Source organism: Mycobacterium bulgaricum, from assembly GCF_041287165.2.
Classification (GTDB): domain Bacteria; phylum Actinomycetota; class Actinomycetes; order Mycobacteriales; family Mycobacteriaceae; genus Mycobacterium; species Mycobacterium bulgaricum.
On sequence record NZ_JBGGKV020000001.1, the window covers coordinates 999033 to 1024727 of the forward strand.

Here is a 25695-nt window from a genome sequence, read left to right on the forward strand (position 1 = left end):
GCTCCGACGATAGCTGCTAGCTGCGGGTTTCGTCTTGCGAGTTCCGGACCGCCTGCACCGGGTGGTTTCGACGCGCCACTTGGCAATGGCAATTTTGCCGTACGCAAGCATTCCTGTGCCCTAGGCTCTGTCGATACTGACGCTGGCGTCTACAAAATGCGCGCCACTCAGCAAATCAGGGATCTAGGTCCGGAAGGGCGGGGGCGCGCACGTTGGAGCGACATGCGCCTATGTCTGGTCGTCGCGAGACCTCGCGATGCTTCGGGGGTGGATCTCGGTTGATCTTGGCGTGCAATCCCGCTTCCCTGGACGGATTGCGCTGTGCACAGCAAATGGAGGATGACTCATGTGCGCTCTGGTCTCCCGGCATCTCGATCCCCAAGCCCGACATGACGCGGATTTCGAGCGGAATTTCTGGTCGGCTGCCGACCTCGTCGAGCGCAACGCGCGCAGTCGGTCCGCCAAACATGCGCAGCGGCTGACTCCGAACGGTGCAGCACGTATCGGGCGTGTGGGCGCCCTCGCGGTGTCGCTCGGCGTCGGATTTGCCGTCGCCCACTCTGCTGGCGTCGCCTACGCCGATGTAGATGCCGACGCCTCGGTGTCCACGGGGCCGGAATCCGAGTCTCGAACGAAAGCGTCCGCAACGAAGCCGTCCCTGCGGGCAAGCACGAACGAATCCGGGCCTTCGGAAACCGCCGGCGGGGAGACGACCGCCGAAGAATCTGAGACGGCAGAGGAACCGGTCGAAGCAGAGGCGCCGGAGGACGAGAACTCCGTCGATGACGCGGACGGCGACACCTCGACCCCGGAGATATCGCCGTCCGACGCCGACGGTGGGCTCGAAGCCGACTCCGCAGACATCCCGGAGGCGCCTGCCAACACCGACACAGCGACTGCGCCAGACGAGTTGGACGAGGTCGACCTCGTCGAGGACGACGTTGCGCCCCAAGCCGACGACGTCCTCGCAGAGGAGGTTCCTCAGACGGATGTCGTTGCCGTGGACGTCGCGGCACCGGTCGTCGGCGTGGAATCAGTCGCGTCGGCAGCACCCGAAGATGACGTCGCATCCGTCGACATCATGACCGCCGTGGTCAGTAGCGTCTTGTCGCCCTTCACGAACCCCGCCACCCCGGCGCGCGCCCCGTGGTTCGACGCCGTCCTGGCGTGGGTGCGTCGACAGATCACGCACACGTTCTTCAACGAGAGCCCCGAGTGGGGCCCGATCGAAACTCAGCAGACTGTCACCGGCCAGGTGCTCATCGACCTGAAGGCGTTTGATCCCAACGGCGATCCGTTGACGTACAAGATCGTGCAGCCCGCACACGGCGTGGTATTCAGAGACCCGCTGAGCGGCAAATTCGTATATACGCCGACCACCGTCGTCACAGGCGCTCCGCTGCGCGACACCTTTACCGTCACCATCAGCGATTCATCAGAACACCTGAAGGGGCTTCTCGGCGTCATCCAGGGAGTCTTCCACTACCTTCGTCGCGCAGCAGGGATCGCTGAGCCTGACGACGTGACGCTGATGATCCCCATCACTGCCAACCCGATCGTCGAACTTGCACCCATTGTGGTCGTCACACCCGTGGCGGCCGCCGTTGTCGGGCAGTCGGTCACCGTCAGCCCCGTCTTGGTGATCAATGATCTGGATTCCGACGAATTAACCTCGGCCACAGTAACTCTCAGTGGCACAGACGCCGATTTCTCCTTTGAGTGGGGCGAACTGCCCGATGGGGTGTCCGCTACTGCGGGAGCCAGATCGATAACGTTCACCGGTACGGCGTCCATTGGCGCGTATCGGGACCTGCTGGCCTCGGTGACTCTGGCCGCCGGGTCCGCCGGTATCAGGACGGTCACCTTCACGGTCACCGACGAACGGGGTCTGGTCAGCGCCCCAGTCGGCACCGCGGTGACAGTTCTCGGCCTCCCGGTGGACGTGCCGCCCCTGGTGGTCACGCTGCCTGTCGCGGCGGGAATTGCCGGCACCAGCGTGACGGTGACGCCGATCGTGGTGATAACAGATCTAGACTCTGACGAATTGATTTCCGCCACAGTCACTGTCGTCGGCGGTGGCGCATCTGACGTGCTGGCCTGGGATGATTTGCCCGAGGGTGTGTCTGCGACCCCGGGAGCAGGGACCGTAACCTTCACCGGGGCGGCGTCACTGCAGGAATACCGAGACCTGCTGGCATCGGTGACGCTGAAATCGTCGGTGGCGGGGGTCAAGACCGTCACGTTCGCGGTGGCTGATGGGGACGGTAACCAATCTCCCCCTGCCGCAACTGTTGTCACGATGGTCGGGTTGCCGAGTACGAATCTCAGTCCGGTGCTGGTGGTGCTACCTGTGGCCGCCGGCCTCGCCGGAAGCCCGGTGAGGGTGTCGCCCGTCGTGGTGATCACAGATCTGGATTCCGATCGGTTGCGTTCTGCGAAGGTTTCCCTCGATGGCGCAGGTGGACAACTGAGTTGGGGCGATCTTCCCGAGGGGGTCTCGGCAACTTCTGGGGCGGGGTCAGTCACCTTCACGGGCTTGGCTTCGGTTGCGGACTACCGTGACCTATTGGCCTCGGTCACAGTGACCTCTCCTTCGGGAGGCATCAACACGGTGACCTTCGCGGTAACCGATGAGGAGGGAAATCAGTCCCTCGGCGTCGGAACTGTGGTGACGATGGTCGGGTTGCCTGGGACGGACGGACTGGCTCCGATACTGGTGGCCTTACCGGCTGCAGCCGGGCTCACCGGAAATCCGGTGAGGGTTTCGCCGGTGGTGGTGCTGACCGATCTGGACTCTGACATCGAGTCAGCGACGGTGTCGATCACAAACCCCGCTGCCGGTGATGTGTTGTCGTGGGGGACTCTGCCGTCGGGGGTGTCGACGACGGCGACGTCGGGTGCGGTGTCGTCGGTGACGTTTACGGGTGCGGCTGCGGCGCAGGTGTATCAGTCTGTGTTGCAATCTCTTACGGTCACTTCGCCTGCGGCTGGGGTGAAGACGGTGACGTTCACGGTGACTGATGTCGACGGCAATGCAGCGATTCCGTCTGCGACGTTGGTGACGGTGGTGGGTCTGCCGGTGGGCGACGGACTCGCTCCGGTGTTGGTGGCGCTACCGGTGGCAGCCGGGCTCACCGGTAGCCCGGTGACGGTCTCGCCGGTGGTGGTGCTCACTGATCTGGACTCGGAGATTGGTTCGGCGACGGTGTCGATCAGCAACCCGGCCGCAGGGGATGTGTTGTCGTGGGGCACTCTGCCGTCGGGGGTGACCACGACGGCGACGTCGGGTGCAGGTTCGACCGTGACGTTCACTGGTGCTGCTGCGGCGCAGGTGTATCAGTCTGTGTTGCAGTCGATCACGGTCAACTCCACTACCGCGGGTGTGAAGACGGTGACGTTTACAGTCTCCGACATCGACGGCAATGCAGCGATTCCGTCTGCGACGTTGGTGACCGTGGTGGGGCTGCCGGCCGGTTCGGGTGTGGCGCCCGTGTTGGTGGCGTTACCTGTGGCAGCCGGGCTCACCGGAAATCCGGTGAGGGTTTCGCCGGTGGTGGTGCTCACCGATCTGGACTCTGACATCGAGTCAGCGACGGTGTCGATCGCCAACCCGGGTGCTGGGGATGTCCTCTCGTGGGGGACCCTGCCGTCGGGGGTGTCGACGACGGCGACCTCGGGTGCGGTGTCGTCGGTGACGTTTACGGGTGCTGCTGCGGCGCAGGTGTATCAGTCTGTCTTGCAATCGCTTACCGTCACGTCAGCGACCGCCGGGGTGAAAACGGTGACGTTCACAGTCACCGACGCCGACGGCAACGCCTCCATACCGTCTGCGACGTTGGTGACGGTGGTGGGGTTGCCGGTGGGCGACGGACTCGCCCCGATGTTGGTGGCGCTACCGGCGGCAGCCGGGCTCACCGGTAATCCGGTGACGGTCTCGCCGGTGGTGGTGCTCACCGATCTGGACTCCGACATCGAGTCAGCGACGGTGTCGATCGCCAACCCCGCTGCCGGTGATGTGTTGTCGTGGGGGACTCTGCCGTCGGGGGTGACCACGACGGCGACCTCGGGTGCGGTGTCATCGGTGACGTTTACGGGTGCTGCCGCGGCGCAGGTGTATCAGTCTGTCTTGCAATCTCTTACGGTCACGTCAGCGACCGCCGGGGTGAAGACGGTGACGTTCACGGTCACCGACGCCGACGGCAACGCCTCCATACCGTCTGCGACGTTGGTGACGGTGGTGGGTCTGCCGGTGGGCGACGGTGTGGCCCCGGTGTTGGTGGCGTTACCTGTGGCGGCCGGGCTCACCGGTAATCCGGTGACGGTGTCGCCGGTGGTGGTGCTCACCGATCTGGACTCCGAGATTGAGTCGGCGACGGTGTCGATCAGCAACCCGGCCGCAGGGGATGTGCTGTCGTGGGACACCCTGCCCGCAGGCGTCACGACGACCGCGACGTCGGGTGCGGTGTCGTCGGTGACGTTTACCGGTGCTGCTGCGGCGCAGGTGTATCAATCCGTGCTGCAATCCCTCACCCTCAACTCCACTACCGCGGGTGTGAAGACGGTGACGTTCACAGTCACCGACATCGACGGCAATGCAGCGATTCCGTCTGCGACCTTGGTGACGGTGGTCGGGTTGCCGGGCGGCGACGGTGTGGCCCCGGTGTTGGTGGCGCTACCGGCGGCAGCCGGGCTCACCGGAAATCCGGTCACGGTGTCGCCGGTGGTGGTGCTCACCGATCTGGACTCCGACATCGAGTCAGCGACGGTGTCGATCGCCAACCCAGTTGCCGGGGATGTCCTGTCTTGGGACACCCTGCCGTCGGGGGTGTCGACGACGGCGACGTCGGGTGCAGGTTCGACCGTGACGTTCACGGGTGCGGCGTCGGCGCAGGTGTATCAGTCTGTCTTGCAGTCGATCACGGTTAGCTCGGCCACTGCGGGTGTCAAGACGGTGACGTTTACAGTCACCGACATCGACGGCAATGCAGCGATTCCGTCTGCGACCTTGGTGACCGTGGTGGGTCTGCCGGTGGGCGACGGACTCGCTCCGGTGTTGGTGGCCTTGCCGGCGGCAGCCGGGCTCACCGGTAGCCCGGTCACTGTGTCGCCGGTGGTGGTGCTGACCGATCTGGACTCCGAGATTGAGTCGGCCACTGTCACCGTGGTAGGTGCTAATCCCGGCGATGTCCTCTCATGGGACACCCTGCCCTCAGGGGTGACCACGACGGCGACCTCGGGCGCAAGTTCGGCCGTGACATTCACGGGTGCTGCTGCGGCGCAGGTATACCAGTCCGTGCTGCAATCTCTTACGGTCACATCAGCGACCGCGGGTGTGAAGACGGTGACGTTTACGGTCACCGACATCGACGGCAATGCAGCGATTCCGTCCGCGACGTTGGTGACGGTGGTGGGTCTGCCGGTGGGCGACGGACTCGCCCCGGTGTTGGTGGCCTTGCCGGCGGCAGCCGGGCTCACCGGTAACCCGGTGACGGTGTCGCCGGTGGTGGTGCTGACCGATCTGGACTCCGAGATTGAGTCGGCGACGGTGTCGATCACCAACCCGACCGCCGGGGATGTCCTCTCGTGGGACACCCTGCCCGCAGGCGTCACGACGACCGCGACGTCGGGTGCGGTGTCGTCGGTGACGTTTACGGGTGCTGCTGCAGCGCAGGTGTATCAATCGGTGCTGCAAGCGATCACGGTCAACTCCACTACCGCCGGTGTGAAGACGGTGACCTTCTCGGTGACTGATGTCGACGGCAATGCTTCGGCGGTCAGTTCCACGTTGGTGACGGTGGTGGGGTTGCCGGCCGGTTCGGGTGTGGCCCCCGTGTTGGTGGCGTTACCGGTGGCAGCCGGGCTCACCGGTAACCCGGTGACGGTTTCGCCTGTGGTGGTGCTCACCGACCTGGACTCCGACATCGAGTCAGCGACGGTGTCGATCACCAACCCGACCGCCGGTGACGTGCTGTCGTGGGGCACCTTGCCGTCGGGGGTGACCACGACGGCGAGCTCAGGTGCAGGTTCGGCCGTGACGTTCACGGGTGCGGCGTCGGCGCAGGTGTATCAGTCCGTGCTGCAGTCGATCACGGCCACTTCGGCTGCGGCCGGTGTGAAGACGGTGACGTTCACAGTCTCCGACATCGACGGCAATGCAGCGATTCCGTCTGCGACGCTGGTGACAGTGGTCGGATTGCCGGCCGGTTCGGGTGTGGCCCCCGTGTTGGTGGCGTTACCGGTGGCAGCCGGGCTCACCGGTAGCCCGGTGACGGTGTCGCCTGTGGTGGTTCTCACTGATCTGGACTCTGACGTCGAGTCGGCGACGGTGTCGATTAGCAACCCGGCCGCGGGGGATGTGTTGTCATGGGGCACCTTGCCGTCAGGCGTCACCACGGCGGCGACGTCGGGTGCAGGTTCGACGGTGACGTTCACTGGTGCGGCTGCGGCGCAGGTGTATCAGTCTGTGTTGCAATCTCTTACGGTCACTTCGCCTGCGGCCGGGGTGAAGACGGTGACGTTCTCGGTGACTGATGTCGACGGCAATGCCGCGATTCCGTCTGCGACGTTGGTGACCGTGGTCGGATTGCCGGCCGGTTCGGGTGTGGCCCCCGTGTTGGTGGCGTTACCGGTGGCAGCCGGGCTCACCGGTAACCCGGTGACGGTGTCGCCGGTGGTGGTGCTCACCGATCTGGACTCTGACATCGAGTCGGCGACGGTGTCGATCACCAACCCCACCGCCGGTGACGTGCTGTCGTGGGGCACCTTGCCGTCGGGGGTGTCGACGACGGCGACCTCGGGTGCGGTGTCGTCGGTGACGTTTACGGGTGCTGCGGCGGCGCAGGTGTATCAGTCTGTCTTGCAGTCGGTCACGGTCACCACGGCTGCGGCCGATGTGAAGACGGTGACGTTCTCGGTCACAGATATCGACGGCAATGCTTCGGCGGTCAGCTCCACGTTGGTGACGGTGGTGGGCTTGCCGGTGGGCGACGGTGTGGCCCCGGTGTTGGTGGCACTTCCGGCGGCAGCCGGGCTCACCGGAAATCCGGTGACGGTTTCGCCGGTGGTGGTGCTCTCGGATCTGGGCTCCGACATCGAGTCAGCGACGGTGTCGATCACCAACCCCGCCGCCGGTGATGTGCTGTCTTGGGACACCCTGCCAGCAGGGGTGACCACGGCGGCGACCTCGGGTGCGGTGTCGTCGGTGACATTCACGGGTGCTGCTGCGGCACAGGTGTATCAGTCTGTCTTGCAGTCGATCACGGTCAGCTCGGCCACTGCGGGTGTGAAGACGGTGACGTTCACAGTCACCGACATCGACGGCAATGCAGCGATTCCGTCGGCGACCCTGGTGACCGTGGTCGGATTGCCGGCCGGTTCAGGTGTGGCCCCGATACTTGTGGCACTTCCCGCGGCAGCCGGGCTCACCGGTAACCCGGTGAGGGTTTCGCCGGTGGTGGTGCTCACCGATCTGGACTCTGACATCGAGTCGGCGACGGTGTCGATCACCAACCCGGCCGCCGGGGATGTCCTCTCGTGGGACACCCTGCCCGCAGGGGTGACCACGACGGCGACCTCGGGTGCAGGTTCGACGGTGACGTTTACCGGCGCTGCTGCGACGCAGGTGTATCAATCCGTGCTGCAATCCCTCACCCTCAACTCCACTACCGCGGGTGTGAAGACGGTGACGTTCACGGTCACCGACGCCGACGGCAACGCCTCCATACCGTCTGCAACGTTGGTGACCGTGGTGGGTCTGCCGGCCGGTTCAGGTGTGGCCCCGATACTTGTGGCACTTCCCGCGGCAGCCGGGCTCACCGGTAACCCGGTGAGGGTTTCGCCGGTGGTGGTGCTCACCGATCTGGACTCTGACATCGAGTCGGCGACGGTGTCGATCACCAACCCGGCCGCCGGGGATGTCCTCTCGTGGGACACCCTGCCCGCAGGCGTCACGACGACGGCGACCTCGGGTGCAGGTTCTTCTGTCACGATTACTGGTGCGGCGTCGGCGCAGGTGTATCAGTCTGTGCTGCAATCTTTTACGGTCACTTCGGCTGCGGCCGGGGTGAAGACCGTGACGTTCACAGTCACCGACGCCGACGGCAACGCCTCCATACCGTCTGCGACATTGGTGACCGTGGTCGGGTTGCCGGTGGGCGACGGTGTGGCCCCGGTGTTGGTGGCCTTGCCGGCGGCAGCCGGGCTCACCGGTAGCCCGATCACTGTTTCGCCGGTGGTGGTGCTCACCGACCTGGACTCCGACATCGAGTCAGCGACGGTGTCGATCACCAACCCAGCCGCCGGTGATGTGCTGTCTTGGGACACCCTGCCCGCAGGCGTCACAACGACGGCAACCTCGGGTGCAGGTTCGACGGTGACGTTCACCGGTGCTGCTGCAGCGCAGGTGTACCAATCCGTACTGCAATCCCTCACCCTCAAATCCACTACCGCGGGTGTGAAGACGGTGACCTTCTCGGTGGTTGACGCTGACGGCAACGCGTCGGCAGCCAGTTCCACGTTGGTGACCGTGGTCGGGTTGTCGGTGGGCGACGGTGTGGCCCCGGTGTTAGTGGCACTTCCGGCGGCAGCCGGGCTCACCGGTAGCCCGATCACTGTCTCGCCGGTGGTAGTGCTCACCGACCTGGACTCTGACATCGAGTCAGCGACGGTGTCGATCACCAACCCCGCCGCCGGTGATGTGCTGTCTTGGGACACCCTGCCCGCAGGCGTCACGACGGCGGCGATGTCGGGTGCGGTGTCGTCGGTGACGTTCACCGGTGCTGCTGCGGCACAGGTGTATCAGTCTGTCTTGCAGTCGATCACGGTCAGCTCCACTACTGCGGGTGTGAAGACGGTGACGTTCTCGGTCACCGACATCGACGGCAATTCTTCGATTCCGTCTGCGACGTTGGTGACGGTGGTGGGGTTGCCGGTGGGGGACGGAATCGCCCCGGTGTTGGTGGCCTTGCCGGCGGCAGCCGGGCTCGCCGGTAACCCGGTGACGGTCTCGCCGGTGGTGGTGCTCACCGATCTGGACTCCGACGTCGAGTCGGCGACGGTGTCGATCACCAACCCGGCCGCCGGTGATGTGTTGTCTTGGGACACCCTGCCCGCAGGTGTCACGACGGCGGCGACCTCGGGTGCGGTGTCGTCGGTGACATTCACCGGTGCTGCTGCGGCGCAGGTGTATCAGTCTGTGCTGCAATCTCTTACGGTCACTTCGGCTGCGGCCGGGGTGAAGACGGTGACCTTCTCGGTGACTGACATCGACGGCAATGCCTCGGCGGTCAGCTCCACGTTGGTGACCGTGGTGGGGTTGCCGGTGGGCGACGGACTCGCCCCGGTATTGGTGGCCCTCCCCGCGGCAGCCGGGCTCACCGGTAACCCGGTGAGGGTTTCGCCGGTGGTGGTGCTCACCGATCTGGACTCTGACATCGAGTCAGCGACGGTGTCGATCACCAACCCCGCCGCCGGGGATGTCCTGTCTTGGGACACCCTGCCCGCAGGCGTCACGACGACGGCGACCTCGGGTGCGGTGTCGTCGGTGACATTCACGGGTGCTGCTGCGGCGCAGGTGTATCAGTCTGTGTTGCAATCTCTTACGGTCACTTCGGCTGCGGCCGGGGTGAAGACAGTGACCTTCTCGGTGACTGACATCGACGGGAATGCCTCGGCGGTCAGCTCCACGTTGGTGACGGTGGTCGGGATGCCGGTGGGCGACGGACTCGCTCCGGTGTTGGTGGCCTTGCCGGCGGCAGCCGGGCTCACCGGTGACCCGATCACTGTGTCGCCGGTGGTGGTGCTGACCGATCTGGACTCCGAGATTGAGTCGGCCACTGTCACCGTGGTAGGTGCTAATCCCGGTGACGTGTTGTCGTGGGGCACCTTGCCGTCGGGGGTGTCGACGACGGCGACCTCGGGTGCAGGTTCGACGGTGACGTTCACGGGTGCGGCGTCAGCGCAGGTGTATCAGTCTGTCTTGCAGTCGGTCACGGTCACTACGGCTGCGGCCGGGGTGAAGACGGTGACGTTCTCGGTCACAGATATCGACGGCAATGCTTCGGCGGTCAGTTCCACGTTGGTGACGGTGGTCGGGATGCCGGTGGGCGACGGACTCGCTCCGGTGTTGGTGGCCTTGCCGGCGGCGGCCGGGCTCACCGGTAGCCCGGTCACGGTGTCGCCGGTGGTGGTGCTGACCGATCTGGACTCGGAGATTGAGTCGGCGACGGTGTCGATCAGTAACCCGGCCGCGGGGGATGTGTTGTCGTGGGACATCCTGCCAGCAGGGGTGACCACGGCGGCGACGTCGGGTGCAGGTTCGACGGTGACGTTCACGGGTGCTGCTGCGGCGCAGGTGTATCAGTCTGTGCTGCAATCTCTTACGGTCACGTCAGCGACCGCGGGTGTGAAGACGGTGACGTTTACGGTCACCGACATCGACGGTAACGCTTCGATTCCGTCCGCGACGTTGGTGACGGTGGTGGGGTTGCCGGTGGGCGACGGTGTGGCCCCGGTGTTGGTGGCCTTGCCCGCCGCGGCTGGTCTGGTCGGTGACGCGGTGACGGTCTCGCCGGTGGTGGTGCTCACCGACCTGGACTCCGACATCGAGTCAGCGACGGTGTCGATCAGCAACCCCGGCGCCGGTGATGTCCTCTCGTGGGACATCCTGCCCGCAGGGGTGACCACGGCGGCGACCTCGGGTGCAGGTTCGACGGTGACGTTCACGGGTGCTGCCGCGGCGCAGGTGTATCAATCCGTGCTGCAATCCCTCACCCTCAACTCGACCACTGCGGGTGTGAAGACGGTGACGTTCTCGGTCACCGATATCGACGGCAACTCTTCGATTCCGTCCGCGACGTTGGTGACGGTGGTGGGGTTGCCGGTGGGCGACGGACTCGCTCCGGTGTTGGTGGCCTTGCCGGCGGCGGCCGGGCTTACCGGTAGCCCGGTCACTGTGTCGCCGGTGGTGGTGCTGACCGATCTGGACTCTGGCGTCGAGTCGGCGACGGTGTCGATCACCAACCCGGCCGCCGGTGATGTGTTGTCGTGGGGGACCCTGCCTTCAGGCGTGTCGACGGCGGCGACGTCGGGTGCAGGTTCGACGGTGACGTTCACGGGTGCTGCTGCGGCGCAGGTGTATAGGTCTGTGCTGCAATCTCTTACGGTCACGTCAGCGACCGCGGGTGTGAAGACGGTGACGTTCACGGTCACCGACATCGACGGCAATGCAGCGATTCCGTCCGCGACGTTGGTGACGGTGGTGGGGTTGCCGGTGGGCGACGGAATTGCCCCGGTGTTGGTGGCCTTGCCCGCGGCAGCCGGGCTCACCGGAAATCCGGTCACTGTCTCGCCGGTGGTGGTGCTCACCGATCTGGACTCCGAGATTGAGTCGGCCACTGTCACCGTGGTAGGTGCTAATCCCGGGGATGTCCTGTCTTGGGACACCCTTCCCTCGGGGGTGTCGACGACGGCGACCTCGGGTGCAGGTTCGACCGTGACGTTCACGGGTGCGGCGTCGGCGCAGGTGTATCAGTCTGTCTTGCAGTCGATCACGGTTAGCTCGGCCACTGCGGGTGTCAAGACGGTGACGTTTACAGTCACCGACATCGACGGCAATGCAGCGATTCCGTCTGCGACCTTGGTGACCGTGGTGGGTCTGCCGGTGGGCGACGGACTCGCTCCGGTGTTGGTGGCCTTGCCGGCGGCAGCCGGGCTCACCGGTAGCCCGATCACTGTCTCGCCGGTGGTGGTGCTCACCGATCTGGACTCCGACATCGAGTCGGCCACTGTCACCGTGGTAGGTGCTAACCCCGGTGACGTGCTGTCGTGGGACACCCTGCCCGCAGGCGTCACGACGACGGCGACCTCGGGTGCAGGTTCGACGGTGACTTTCACCGGTGCTGCCGCGGCGCAGGTGTATCAATCCGTGCTGCAAGCGATAACGGTCAACTTCACTACCGCGGGTGTGAAGACGGTGGCGTTCTCGGTGACCGACATCGACGGCAGTGCTTCGGCGACCAGTTCCACGGTGACGGTGGTCGGGATGCCGGTGGGCGACGGACTCGCCCCGGTGTTGGTGGCCTTGCCCGCCGCGGCTGGTGTGGTCGGGGATGCAGTCACGGTTTCGCCGGTGGTGGTGCTGACCGATCTGGACTCCGACATCGAGTCGGCCACTGTCACCGTGGTAGGTGCTAACCCCGGTGATGTGCTGTCGTGGGACACCCTGCCTTCAGGCGTGTCGACGACGGCGACCTCGGGCGCAGGTTCGACGGTCACGTTCACGGGTGCGGCGTCGGCGCAGGTGTATCAGTCCGTTCTGCAATCTCTTACGGTCACTTCGGCTGCGGCCGGTGTGAAGACAGTGACCTTCTCGGTGACTGATGTCGACGGCAATGCCTCGGCGATCAGTTCCACGTTGGTGACGGTGGTGGGTCTGCCGGTGGGCGACGGACTCGCCCCGATACTTGTGGCACTTCCGGCGGCAGCCGGGCTCACCGGTAACCCGATCACTGTGTCGCCGGTGGTCGTGCTGACCGATCTGGACTCCGACATCGAGTCGGCGACGGTGTCGATCACCAACCCGGCCGCCGGGGATGTCCTGTCTTGGGACACCCTGCCGTCGGGGGTGTCGACGACGGCGACCTCGGGTGCAGGTTCGACGGTGACGTTCACGGGTGCTGCTGCGGCGCAGGTGTATCAGTCTGTCTTGCAGTCGGTCACGGTCACTACGGCTGCGGCCGGGGTGAAGACGGTGACGTTCTCGGTCACCGACATCGACGGCAACTCTTCGATTCCGTCCGCGACGTTGGTGACGGTGGTGGGGCTTCCGGTGGGCGACGGTGTGGCCCCGGTGTTGGTGGCCTTGCCCGCCGCGGCTGGTCTGGTCGGTGACGCGGTGACGGTCTCGCCGGTGCTGGTTCTCTCGGATTTGGACTCGGAGATTGAGTCGGCCACTGTCACCGTGGTAGGTGCTAATCCCGGTGACGTGTTGTCGTGGGGGACCCTGCCCTCAGGGGTGTCGACGACGGCGACCTCGGGTGCAGGTTCGACGGTCACGTTCACGGGTGCGGCGTCGGCGCAGGTGTATCAGTCTGTGCTGCAATCTCTTACGGTCACTTCGGCTGCGGCCGGGGTGAAGACAGTGACCTTCTCGGTGACTGATGTCGACGGCAATTCTTCGATTCCGTCTGCGACGTTGGTGACGGTGGTCGGGTTGCCGGTGGGCGACGGACTCGCCTCGGTATTGGTGGCCCTCCCCGCGGCAGCGGGGCTCATCGGAAATCCGGTGACGGTCTCGCCGGTGGTCGTGCTGACCGATCTGGACTCTGACATCGAGTCGGCGACGGTGTCGATCACCAACCCGGCCGCCGGTGATGTCCTGTCTTGGGACACCCTGCCGTCGGGGGTGTCGACGACGGCGACCTCGGGTGCAGGTTCGACGGTGACGTTCACGGGTGCTGCTGCGGCGCAGGTGTATCAGTCTGTCTTGCAGTCGATCATGGTCACATCGGCTGCGGCCGGGGTGAAGACGGTGACGTTCTCGGTGACTGATATCGACGGCAACGCGTCGGCGACCAGCCCCACGTTAGTGACGGTGGTCGGGTTGCCGGTGGGCGACGGACTCGCCCCGATACTTGTGGCACTTCCGGCGGCAGCCGGGCTCACCGGTAACCCGGTGAGGGTTTCGCCGGTGGTGGTGCTCACCGATCTGGACTCTGACGTCGAGTCGGCGACGGTGTCGATCACCAACCCGACCGCGGGGGATGTGCTGTCGTGGGGCAGCCTGCCCGCAGGCGTCACGACGACGGCGACGTCGGGTGCAGGTTCTTCTGTCACGTTTACTGGTGCGGCGTCGGCGCAGGTGTATCAGTCTGTGCTGCAATCTCTTACGGTCACTTCGGCTGCGGCCGGGGTGAAGACGGTGACGTTCTCGGTCACCGACATCGACGGCAATTCTTCGATTCCGTCTGCGACGTTGGTGACGGTGGTGGGGTTGCCGGTGGGGGACGGAATCGCCCCGGTGTTGGTGGCCTTGCCGGCGGCAGCCGGGCTCACCGGTAACCCGGTCACTGTTTCGCCGGTGGTGGTGCTCACCGATCTGGACTCCGACGTCGAGTCGGCGACGGTGTCGATCACCAACCCGGCCGCCGGTGATGTGTTGTCATGGGACACCCTGCCCGCAGGGGTGACCACGGCGGCGACGTCGGGTGCGGTGTCGTCGGTGACGTTTACGGGTGCTGCCGCGGCGCAGGTGTATCAGTCTTTGCTGCAATCCCTCACCCTGAACTCAACTACTGCGGGTGTGAAGACGGTGACCTTCTCGGTGACTGACATCGACGGCAATGCTTCGGCGGTCAGTTCCACGTTGGTGACGGTGGTGGGGTTGCCGGTGGGCGACGGACTCGCCCCGGTGTTGGTGGCACTTCCGGCGGCAGCCGGGCTCACCGGTAACCCGGTGAGGGTTTCGCCGGTGGTGGTGCTCACCGATCTGGACTCTGACATCGAGTCAGCGACGGTGTCGATCACCAACCCCGCCGCCGGTGATGTGCTGTCTTGGGACACCCTGCCCGCAGGCGTCACGACGGCGGCGATGTCGGGTGCAGGTTCGACCGTGACATTCACGGGTGCGGCGTCGGCGCAGGTGTATAAGTCCGTGCTGCAAGCGATCACGGTCAGCTCCACTACCGCGGGTGTGAAGACGGTGACGTTCACAGTCACCGACGGCAACGCGTCGGCAACCAGCACCACCTTGGTGACCGTGGTCGGTCTGCCGGTGGGCGACGGTGTGGCCCCGGTGTTGGTGGCCTTGCCCGCGGCGGCTGGTCTGGTCGGTGACGCGGTCACTGTGTCGCCGGTGGTGGTGCTGACCGATCTGGACTCTGAGATCGAGTCGGCCACTGTCACCGTGGTAGGTGCTAATCCCGGTGATGTCCTGTCGTGGGGCACCCTGCCCTCAGGGGTGACCACGACGGCGACCTCGGGCGCAGGTTCGACGGTGACATTCAGGGGTGCTGCTGCGGCGCAGGTGTATCAGTCCGTGTTGCAATCGCTTACCGTCACGTCAGCGACCGCGGGTGTGAAGACGGTGACGTTCACAGTCACCGACATCGACGGCAACTCTTCGATTCCGTCCGCGACGTTGGTGACGGTGGTGGGGTTGCCGGTGGGCGACGGACTCGCCCCGATGTTGGTGGCCCTACCCGCGGCTGCCGGGCTCACCGGCAGCCCCATCACTGTCTCGCCGGTGGTGGTGCTCACCGATCTGGACTCCGACATCGAGTCGGCCACTGTCACCGTGGTAGGTGCTAATCCCGGGGATGTCCTGTCTTGGGACACCCTTCCCTCGCGGGTGTCGACGACGGCGACCTCGGGTGCAGGTTCGACGGTGACATTCACTGGTGCGGCGTCGGCGCAGGTGTATCAGTCCGTGCTGCAAGCGATCACGGTCAGCTCCACTACCGCGGGTGTGAAGACGGTGACGTTCACAGTCACCGACGGCAACGCGTCGGCAACCAGCACCACCTTAGTGACGGTGGTCGGTCTGCCGGTGGGCGACGGACTCGCCCCGGTGTTGGCAACACTGCCTGCAGCGGTCGGGCTGACCGGGAGCCCCGTGACGGTCTCGCCAGTCGTGGCGCTGACTGACCTCGATTCTCAAATTCAGTCCGCCACTGTGACAATCGTCAGTGCGGGCGCAGGCGATGTGTTGGAGTGGAACTCCCTTCCCGCCGGGGTCGCCACGACGGCGACCTCCGGTGCGGTCTCTACCGTCACCTTCACCGGTACAGGCACGGCTCAGGCGTATCGCGATCTGCTGGCCTCAGTGGCTCTGACGTCCTCGACGGCGGGTGTCAAGTCAGTCACGTTCACGGTGAACGACGCCGTCGGCAACCCGTCGGCGATTGCCTCGACGCTGGTGACGGTGGTCGGCCCGCCGACCAACTCAGGCCTGACTCCGGTGTTGGTGGCTCTGCCGGCGGCCGCCGGGGTGACCGGCACTCCGGTAACGGTGTCGCCGGTGGTGGTGCTCACGGATATCGATTCCGATATCGAGTCGGCCACAGTGACGATCGCCAACCCGGCTGCCGGGGATGTCCTCTCGTGGGACACCCTCCCCGCCGGTGTGACCACGACGGCGACCTCGGGTGCAGGTTCGACGGTCACGTTCACCGGTGCGGCGTCGGCGCAGGTGTATCAGGCTGTGTTGCAGTCGATCACGATCCAGTCCACAGACGCGGGGATCAAGACCATCACTTTCCGTGTCACGGACACCGCCGCGAATCTGTCGGCGCCGAGTGCCACACAGGTGACCCTCGTCGGGCTGCCCAGCACGCAGTTCGATCCGATCGTCGTCGCATCGCTGATCGGCGTGACCTACACCGCGGGAGGCACCGGCATACCAGTCGACTCGGGCGTCCTCGTTCTGGACGCCGATTCACAAACAATGAAGTCCGCAACGGTGACCATCGACTCCCCCCAGGCCGGGGACACGCTGAGTGTCGGGCCTGTGCCCAGCGGCATGACTGCCGTATACAGCGGTGGAGTCCTGACCATCACCGGCTCAGCGTCGGTGGGTGTGTACCAAGACCTGCTGCGTTCGGTGAAGTTCTCGACGAGTTCGTCTGCGGTTGCGTCGATCAAGACCATCACCTTCGAAGTCACCGACCAGTCCGACAGGGTGAGTGCCCCGTCAACGGTCTCCGTTGCGGTGCTGTCGCTGCCCACATCTGCCCGCCCGTCGGTGGCCACGTCGTTGGTGAATGTCACCTACACCGCGGGAGGTTCGGCCGTCTTCGTCGATTCGGGCGTGCGCATTCTCGACGCGGATTCATCGGATATGTCCAAGGCCGTGATCACGATCGTGGGCGGACCGGTCTCCGGTGACATGCTCAGCTTCACACCGCAGACGGGCATCGACGGGTCGTACAACTCCGTGACGGGGGTGTTGACGTTCACCGGCAGCGCCTCCGCTGCTGCCTACGAGCAGGTGCTGCGATCCGTCACGTTCGCAACAGGTTCCGGTGCGCTCGCCACGATCAAGTCCCTTTCGATCGTCGTGACCGACGACCAGGGCAACGCGAGTGTGCCCGGATTGGTCGCTGTGACCGTGCTCAATGTCGGAACGAGCATTCCTCCGCTCGTGGTGACGTCGGGCGTCAACCTCTCCTACACGGCCGGCAACAGTGCGGTGACTGTCGACTCCGGGGTCAGCCTCCTCGACCTCGACTCGTCCTCCCTCCAGGGTGCGACCGTGAGAATCAGCGGCGGCTTCGCGTCCGGCGATGTGCTGACTTTCAGCGCGCCCTCGGGGATTGCCGGTAACTACAACGCCGGCACGGGCGTGTTGACTTTCACCGGGAATGCGTCGATCGCGGACTACGAGACGGCGCTGCGGTCGGTTCAATTGTCGACAGGTGCCTCGGCGTTGGCCGCGATCAAGTCGGTGTCCTTTACCGTGACCGATCTCGGAGGCTCCGCCAGCCTCCCGGGCACTGTCGCGGTGACGGTCTTGGCTGCACCGGTGAACCTGGCGCCTTTGGTGACCACGGTCGCCGGGCCGATCTATACCGCGGGCAACACTGCTGTACAGGTGAACTCGTTGCTCACGATCCTCGATCTGGACACGGCGAACATGAGCGGCGCATCGGTGACGATCAGCGGGAACTTCGCCGCGGGTGACGTTCTCGACTTCACCCCCGTCTCCGGAATCAACGGCAGTTACGACAGCAGCACAGGTGTGCTGACCTTCACCGGAACGGCGACAGCTCTGCAGTACCAACAGCTTCTGCGGTCGGTGACCTTCCGGTCGGGCCCATCCGCACCGACCTTGGTCAAGACGCTGACCTTCACCGTGACGGATGCACTGAATGCCACCAGCCCGGGCGCTATCGCTCTACTCACGCAGCGGGCGAACACGGCACCGGTGATCACTGCGCCGCTGGGTCTCATCGTGCTGAGCCTGCCGCTGATCAGCCCCACCGCTGCGATCGTGGACGATTCTTCATACCTCGATCGCGCAGTCGTCACCCTGACCAACGTCCAAAGTGGGGATTCTCTGACCTTCACGCCCACGGGCAACATCACAGGCGGTTACGCGGGCGGCGTGCTGACCCTGACAGGGCTGGGCACCACCGCGCAGTACCAGTCGGTGCTTCAGTCGATCCGGTTCTCGAAGAACGCTCTGAATCTGGTCGGCTTCCGCGACATCACGATGGTGGTGCGCGACGAGCAGGGCTTGAGTGGAAGTACGTCGGGCACCATCACGTTCGTGCTGTAGCAGCTCCTAGATCGCCGGCCCGAGCAGGTCGTCGGCATCCTTGATGACGTATCCGTAGCCCTGCTCGGCCAGGAATCGCTGGCGGTGCGCGGCGTATTCGGCATCGAGGCTGTCGCGGGACACGACGGAGTAGAACACCGCGCCGCCGCCGTCGGCCTTCGGGCGCAGCAGCCGGCCCAGCCGCTGTGCCTCCTCCTGGCGTGACCCGAAAGTCCCCGAGACCTGCACAGCCACACTGGCTTCCGGGAGATCGATGGAGAAGTTCGCGACCTTCGAGACCACCAGCGTTCTAATCTCACCGCTTCGGAACTTGTCGAACAGTTCTTCGCGCTCAGCGGTTTTCGTCGACCCCTGGATCACCGGGGCGTCCAGTTCGGTGCCCAGCTCGTCGAGCTGGTCGAGGTACGCGCCGATCACCAGTGTGGGCTCGTCGGGATGACGATCCAGGATCGATTTCACCACCGCGATCTTGGTGTGCGCCGTGGCGCACAACTTGTAGCGCTCCTCCGGTTCGGCCGTTGCGTACAGCATTCGCTCGTTGTCGGTCATCGTGACGCGAACTTCCACGCACTCAGCCGGCGCGATCCAGCCCTGCGCCTCGATGTCCTTCCACGGCGCGTCATAGCGCTTCGGGCCGATCAGCGAGAAGACGTCGCCCTCGCGACCGTCCTCCCGGATCAGCGTCGCCGTCAATCCGAGCCGGCGTCGTGACTGGAGATCGGCCGTCATCCGGAACACCGGCGCCGGCAGCAGGTGCACCTCGTCGTAGATGATCAGGCCCCAGTCGCGGCTGTCGAACAGCTCGAGATGCTTGTACTCGCCTTTGGTGCGTCGCGTGATGACCTGATACGTGGCGATGGTGACCGGACGTATCTCCTTGCGCTCACCCGAGTACTCGCCGATTTCGTTCTCCGTCAACGACGTCCGCGCGATCAGCTCCCGCTTCCACTGACGACCGGCAACGGTGTTGGTCACGAGGATCAGCGTCGTCGCGCCGGCCTTGGCCATCGCCGCAGCACCGACCAGCGTCTTACCGGCACCGCACGGCAGCACCACCACACCGGAACCGCCGTCCCAGAACGAATCGGCAGCCATCTGCTGGTAGTCCCGCAGATGCCATCCGTCCTGTGCAAGGTCGATCGGATGCTTCTCGCCGTCGACGTATCCCGCGAGATCCTCGGCCGGCCAGCCGATCTTGAGCAGCATCTGCTTGACGCGGCCGCGCTCGCTGTTGTGAACGATGACGGTGTCGTCGTCGATCCTGGCGCCCAGCATCGGACTGATCTTCTTGTTGCGGAGCACCTCTTCCAGCACGGCACGATCGAAACTGACCAGCGTCAGGCCGTGCGCGGGATGCTTGACCAGCTGCAGACGCCCGTAGCGCGCCATCGTGTCGACGATGTCGACCAGCAGGGGCTGGGGAACGGCGTAGCGGGAGAACGAGACAAGGGCGTCGACCACCTGCTCGGCGTCGTGCCCGGCCGCGCGGGCGTTCCACAGCGCGAGCGGGGTGATCCGATACGTGTGCACGTGCTCGGGCGCACGCTCCAACTCGGCGAACGGAGCGATCGCCGCACGTGCGGCGCCGGCCTGTTCGTGGTCGACTTCGAGCAGTACCGTCTTGTCGGACTGCACGATCAAAGGGCCGTCGGTCACGCTCTGTCCCGCCCTGTTCTCTCGCGAAAAGTCACGTTTTCCCATTATTCAGGTCCGTCCGACGTGCACGCCGTCGGCGCTGCTCGCGACGCCGCAGCGCGCATTGCGGAAGTCCGCCGCCGGAAGGTGTCGTCGTCGGGACTCCGCGCGTTTGCGGTAGCGTCACGTGTTCGCCGCACGGACAATATCGCTGTACAAGCTGACTTATTCGTTTGCTGTACCGCACTCGTCGCAGAGGGGACTTGCGTTGCTGTGACACCCATCACTATTTTGCTCTAGTGTCATTTTGCGCCTGTGGCGAATCCCGTCGCAGCGCCGGGTGTGGGGACATCAACACGGAGGTCGCAGCATGAAGGAACGTCCAGCTCGTCACCGGATCGCGGACGTAACCAGCGACGACCGAAGGTTCTGGTCAGCCAGGGACCTGTGCACGCCCGAGGGCTCGGGCCCGCCCCGGCATGCACGAAGGGGCGAATCCCGGTATGCCCTCCACGTCGGCCGGGTCGGCGCGCTCGCCGTCTCACTCGGCATCGGCATGGCGATCGCCAACTCGGCCACCGGCACGGCTGCGGCCGAAACCGACACCGGTTCATCCAGCGCATCCGCTGACGCGGACTCGTCGTCCGAATCCGAGGGAACGCAGAACGAGACGGGCGGGACGAACGCCGACGGCCAAACGGACACCGCCGGCGAGGAGGACGCATCCGAGGAGTCCGACGCAGGTGACCTCGACGACGACGAGGACGCCGAGGACGAAGCGGCCCAGCTCGTCGACGAGGACGAGGCCGCCGAGCTGACCGCCGAGGACGACGACGACTCCGCGACGGACGCCGACGCACCCGGCGCCGCGAGCGCGGTGACACGACAGACGACGAAGCGCACGGCCGCTGACGCCACCGAGCCCGTCGAGCTGAACGCCCCCGCCGCCGACGAAGTCGCCTCGGCGAACGTGCTCAATGCTGTGGTCGCCAACGTCGTTGCACCCCTAGCGGATCCGGATCTCCCAGCACCGTCCCCGGTGACTGACGGGGTGCTGGCCTGGGTTCGTCGCCTGATCACCCATACCTTCTTCAACAAAACCCCGGTGGTCCGCGAGGTGGCGACCGAGCAGATCCTGACAGGGCAGACGCTCATCACCATCGACGCCTACGATCCGAACGGCGATCCACTGACCTACGAGATCATCCAGCCTCAGGGCGGTTTGGTGTTCCGCGAACCACTCACGGGCACGTTCGTCTACACCCCCACAGTGCCGGTCATCGGCGACGAGGTCCCGGTCAAGTTCGACATCATCATCCGCGACGATTCCGAGCACCTGACGGGGGTCCTCGGCACCATTCAAGGTGTGTTGCACTCGATCGCACGCATCTTCGGCCTCGCGCAGCGCGACAACTACACGCAGACAATCGAATTCACCGCCAAACCCGTGCTGCAGACGGCACCTGCCCTCGTCGTCACCGGCGGCTTGCCGTACCTGATCGGCAGCGACCCCGTTGCGCTGCTGTCGACGGCGACGATCGTCGACGTCGACTCGCCGCTGATGAAGGAAGCCACCGTCACGATCGGTGTGGGTCGTCAAGACGGTGACCAGCTGCGATACGTGGCGCCGAACGGTGTCACCATCGACGTCGAACAGGTCAATGAGTACACGCTCAAGTTGAGCGGCGAAGCCACCCAGGCTGACTACGAAAAGGCGCTGCGCGCAATTACTTTCAGCACAACAGACCTTGGTCTGCTCGCGCGCACCGTGGACCTCTCCATCACCGACGAGCACGGGCTCGCCAACGTCGTCCCCGCCTTTGTGGCCACGGTCGTGCTGCCCGGGCTGCCGCTGGACGCACCGCCCTCCGTGGTGGCGGTCGGGGGTCTGCCGTACTTCCTCGGCGGCAACCCTGTGAAGCTCCTCTCGGTTGCCGAGATCGCGGATCTGGACTCGTCATCGCTGAAGCAGGCCGTCATCAAGATCAGCGAGGTGACGCGATCGACGGGCGACAGGTTGGGCTACGAGGTGCCTGCCGGTGTCGACATCGTCGTCACCTACGTCAACGACTGGACGGTCGTTCTGTCCGGAGTGGCCTCCACAGCCGATTACGAAACCGCGCTCAAAGCAATCACCTTCAGCGCGACGCAACTCGGTCTCCCGGCGCGGACGGTCGAGATCACCCTGACCGACGCCGACGATGTGGACAGCCTCGTGCCCGCCCTGGTCGCCGCGACGGTGCTGCCCGGAATAAGTGCAGAGTTGCCGCTCATCGTCACACCGGTCGGACTACCCGTCCACACGATCGGCAAGCCGCCGGTGAAGCTGCTGTCCTCGGTCGTGATCACGAACGCCGACGATGGCCAGCTCGACGGAGCGGTGGTCACGATCGGACTGAATCGCGCCGCAGGAGACAAGCTCGGATTCACCACGGTGGCAGGCAATCCCGTCACCATCACGCAGACCAACGACTGGACCATCACCCTCTCCGGCACGGGGACCGTCGCCCAGTATCAGCAGGCGCTGCAGGCCATCACCTTCAGCGCCTCGCAGCTGGGCCTGCCTCGCACTGTCACCATCACTGTCACCGAAGGGGATGGCGACACGAATCCGGCTCCGGGCATCGTGTTCGCGAATTCCGTTCTGCCGCTGCGGCCGACGATCGTCACACCGCCGCTTCCCGCGACACACACCATCGGTGGAGCCGGCTCCGTCGTGGCGCCGGTGGTCACCATCGCCGACCTGGACTCGACCGTGCTGACCGGGGCCGTCGTGGCGCTCGGGGTGGGCCGACAGGCGGGGGACAAGCTCAGCTTCACCGCCGCGCCCGGTAGCGCGATCAGCGCGTCGTGGAACGGAACCGACACCCTGACCCTGACCGGCACCGCCTCGGTCGAGGAGTACGAGGCTGCGCTACAGACGGTGACGTTCTCCGCGACCGGTGGCGCCGGCCTACCGAGGACGCTGACCATCAACATCATCGACGACTCGGGACTGAACGCGTTGGTGCCCGGCGTGACAACGGCATTGGTGAAGAATCCTGACCGGCCCACGGTGGTGACGTTGGGTCTCGCGGCGCTGGATTTCCCCAAGGTCGGTGACACCGTGAAGCCCATCACTCTCGCGACGATCGTGGACACCGACTCGGCGATGCTCCGCGGAGCATCGGTCAAGATCACCGATCGGTTCACGACCGGCGACACCTTGGCCTTCGCGCCGATCGGCGGAAATCCGGTGACCGCGGCCTACAACGCCGCAACGGGTGAGCTGACACTGAGCGGAACCGCCACCGTCGCGCAGTACAAGCAGGCACTGGAAGCCGTCACGTTCAAGGCCACCAGATACGGCGGCGGGCTGCTCGAAGTGCTCGGCGTCACCAGGACGCTGTCGGTTTACGTCACCGACGACACGAACGCCACCAACCTTCTGCCCGGCGTCGTCGCCGTCACGGTGTTCCGCTGACCGGAACTACTTCGAGTCGGCCGAAACCACTGACGTGACACGGTGGATGGCGAATTCGCGGACCCGGCCCGACGCCGGATCGTAGGCCGTCAGCTGTCCACCCCGCACGTTGATGGGGGACACCACCCGCTGGGTGGCCACGCCGGCAGGGTCGACGTAGCCGATGACGACCGACTCCTGGAGGTAGGCGGCCTGCTGCAGTTCTGTGATCGCGACGGCCGGATCCAGCCGAAGTCCGGACGACGGTACGGAGGCGACCTTGCGGAGAACGGCGACGATCGCGGCCAGGGTCTGATCGGTCGGCACCGGATTGTGCCGGTACCCGCGACGACGACCCGGCACCGGCACCCGGGCGCCCCGGACACGCAGGTCGACGATCGTGCCCGTGGCATCCTCGGCAGCGGGCGCGAAGCCGGCGGCCCGTAACGCGTTGAGCACCTCGGAGATGGGCGCCTGCGACACCGCGACGGTGGGTGCCAGCAACCGCAGTTCGACCGCTTCGGTCGCCGGGGCCGCCACTGCCTGAGCCAACAGAGCCGCGTCCTCGCAGCGTACGAACGACGACGCCATCCCAACGCGCAACTGCCCGTGGCGCCGCGCGACGTCGTCGATCAGGTACGTGAGTGCTTGCGGTACAGGGGTTTTCGAGTGGCGGGTGAACAGGGCGTGCAGCTCGCCCGCGGTCTTGCCGGTGTCGAGGGCGCGCCGGACCGACGCCTCGTCGATGCGGTACACCATGGCTGCGCCCGCCGATTCCACATTGGCGACGGCCGCGAGTTGCTCGGCCAGCGCTCGTTCCAGCGGACCCGGAACGATGACGGTCAGGTCCGCCTGGAGCAGGAAGTGGTCGATCGGGGCGGGCAGCGCTTTCTCCATGGCGGCGACAACGACGTCGTCCGCGTCGCCGGCAAGCAGTCGTCGGATCGGGGTCGCGATCGCGCCGCGACCGACGGCCCCCATCGCGTGGGCTTCGGTGAGCAAGTCGGCGACCGGTTCGCGCTGCAGCCGCACCGCCCATCGGGGCCGATTCCACACCATCGCCGCCGACGCGCTGTCGGCGTCGACGCCGGAGCCGGGCGGCAATGCCGCCAAGGTGTCGAGCAGGAGCCGGCGGTCCAGCGGCGCCGCCGTGGAGAACAACGAATCTGACAGCGCCGCATAGGGTTTGCCGTCCGGACCGCGTGCTCCGACCAGGCTCGGGCGCCCGGGGAGATCGAGCCAGGCGGTGAGAAGTAGTTGCCACTTGGCCGCCGACGGCGACTCGACGAAGCGGTCGGCGTTGACCGTGGGCGCCCAGGCCGACCCCACGGTGTCGGACGGGTCCGGTTCCGGGATGCCCGGCGCGATCAGGCCGGAAGCCGCCGCCACCTCCAGGATCAGGCCGAGGCGGCGCTCCTCGATCCCGGTGACCTTCGTCAATCGTTTGACCTCGCGGATCCCGAGACCTCCACTGCGGAGTTCGGGAACCGGTGCGCTGCTCAGGGTTTCGAGGACCACCTCGACTTCGCGCAGGAGGTCGATCGCGGCGCCCGCCGCGACGGCGTCGACGTCGGCGGTCTTCGTCGTGGTCACGGTCGGGTCGGGCTTGGACAGGCTCACCGGGCCCGGGGTCTCCCCGCGCAGCACCTGACCGACAAGGCGCGGCAGGATGACGGTCTCGTCGTCGATCCTGCGCAACAGCCCCGCTGCAAGCAGCCGCGGCACCGGCCGGTCGGGCGGTGTCCCCGGCATCGCGTCGCGGGTCCGGCCGACCGGTGAACCCTCCAGCAGTTTGTCCAGGAGATCCCGAGCCGCGTCGTCGAGGGACTCCAAGGACTGCGTGACATCGGTGCTCGACAGCGCCGCGCTCTCCGACGTCGCCTGGCCCGGATACCACGGCAGGCTGGAGGCGACCTCGGCGGCAACCCGCAGCGCTCCCTCGCCGGTCACATCGCCCCAGACCAGCGCCCGCGCGCACAGGTCGTCGACGGCGCCGCGCACCTCGGAGTCCTCGGCGCGCTCACCCAGGACCTCCGCCAATTCGGCGAACGTCGCGGTCGTCGTCTCAGCGTGCAGCGTCAGCAGAGCGTCGAGCACCGCCATATGCAGGAAGTCGAGGTCATCGGTGGCCGCCTTCACAGATTGGCGGGCAGCGGCGCGCGCGGCCAGGGCCGCGATGCTGCCAGGAGGCGGCTGGGTGAGGTCAGGCCGCAGACGAAGCAGCCGGATCAGCTGCTCGTCATCGGAGTCCGCCAGCCAGGCGGCCAACGGCACGCCTGGTGCCTTCGCTCTCGAGCTCATTGCTGACCAGCGTAAAGGAGCCTCCCGACCTCGCCAGCCGCCG

At 65.8% G+C, this 25695-nt stretch carries 4 protein-coding genes; 2 read left to right on the plus strand and 2 right to left on the minus strand.

All coding sequences use genetic code 11. The features are described from left to right. Positions 1-346: 346 nt before the first annotated feature. Entirely contained in the window at positions 347-18274 is a 17928-nt protein-coding gene (locus tag ACAG24_RS04965; RefSeq protein WP_370471539.1) for an Ig-like domain-containing protein, read from the plus strand. Positions 18275-18280: 6 nt separating this feature from the next. On the opposite strand, the gene ACAG24_RS04970 is transcribed toward ACAG24_RS04965, so the two are convergent. Next, complete coding sequence (locus tag ACAG24_RS04970; protein WP_370471540.1) at positions 18281-19930, minus strand: DNA repair helicase XPB; 1650 nt, start codon at positions 19928-19930, stop codon at positions 18281-18283. Positions 19931-20279: 349 nt separating this feature from the next. Here ACAG24_RS04970 and ACAG24_RS04975 point away from each other — a divergent pair, with 349 nt between their 5' ends. Further along, positions 20280-23372 carry a hypothetical protein gene (locus ACAG24_RS04975; RefSeq protein ID WP_370471541.1) on the plus strand — a complete coding sequence of 1031 codons (3093 nt, stop codon included), beginning with the start codon at positions 20280-20282 and terminating at the stop codon, positions 23370-23372. A 6-nt stretch (positions 23373-23378) separates the two neighbouring features. Here the strand turns inward: ACAG24_RS04975 and ACAG24_RS04980 are convergent, their stop codons facing one another. Next, positions 23379-25652, minus strand: coding sequence for a helicase-associated domain-containing protein (locus ACAG24_RS04980; RefSeq protein WP_370471542.1), 2274 nt, complete (start codon positions 25650-25652; stop codon positions 23379-23381). Positions 25653-25695: the final 43 nt, after the last annotated feature.

What these genes read in the sequence shown, in the direction of transcription:
- ACAG24_RS04975 (WP_370471541.1), top strand. Translation starts at nt 20,280, where the DNA reads ATGAAGGAACGTCCAGCTCGTCACCGGATCGCGGACGTAACCAGCGAC.
- ACAG24_RS04980 (WP_370471542.1), bottom strand. Translation starts at nt 25,652, where the DNA reads ATGAGCTCGAGAGCGAAGGCACCAGGCGTGCCGTTGGCCGCCTGGCTG.
- ACAG24_RS04965 (WP_370471539.1), top strand. Translation starts at nt 347, where the DNA reads ATGTGCGCTCTGGTCTCCCGGCATCTCGATCCCCAAGCCCGACATGAC.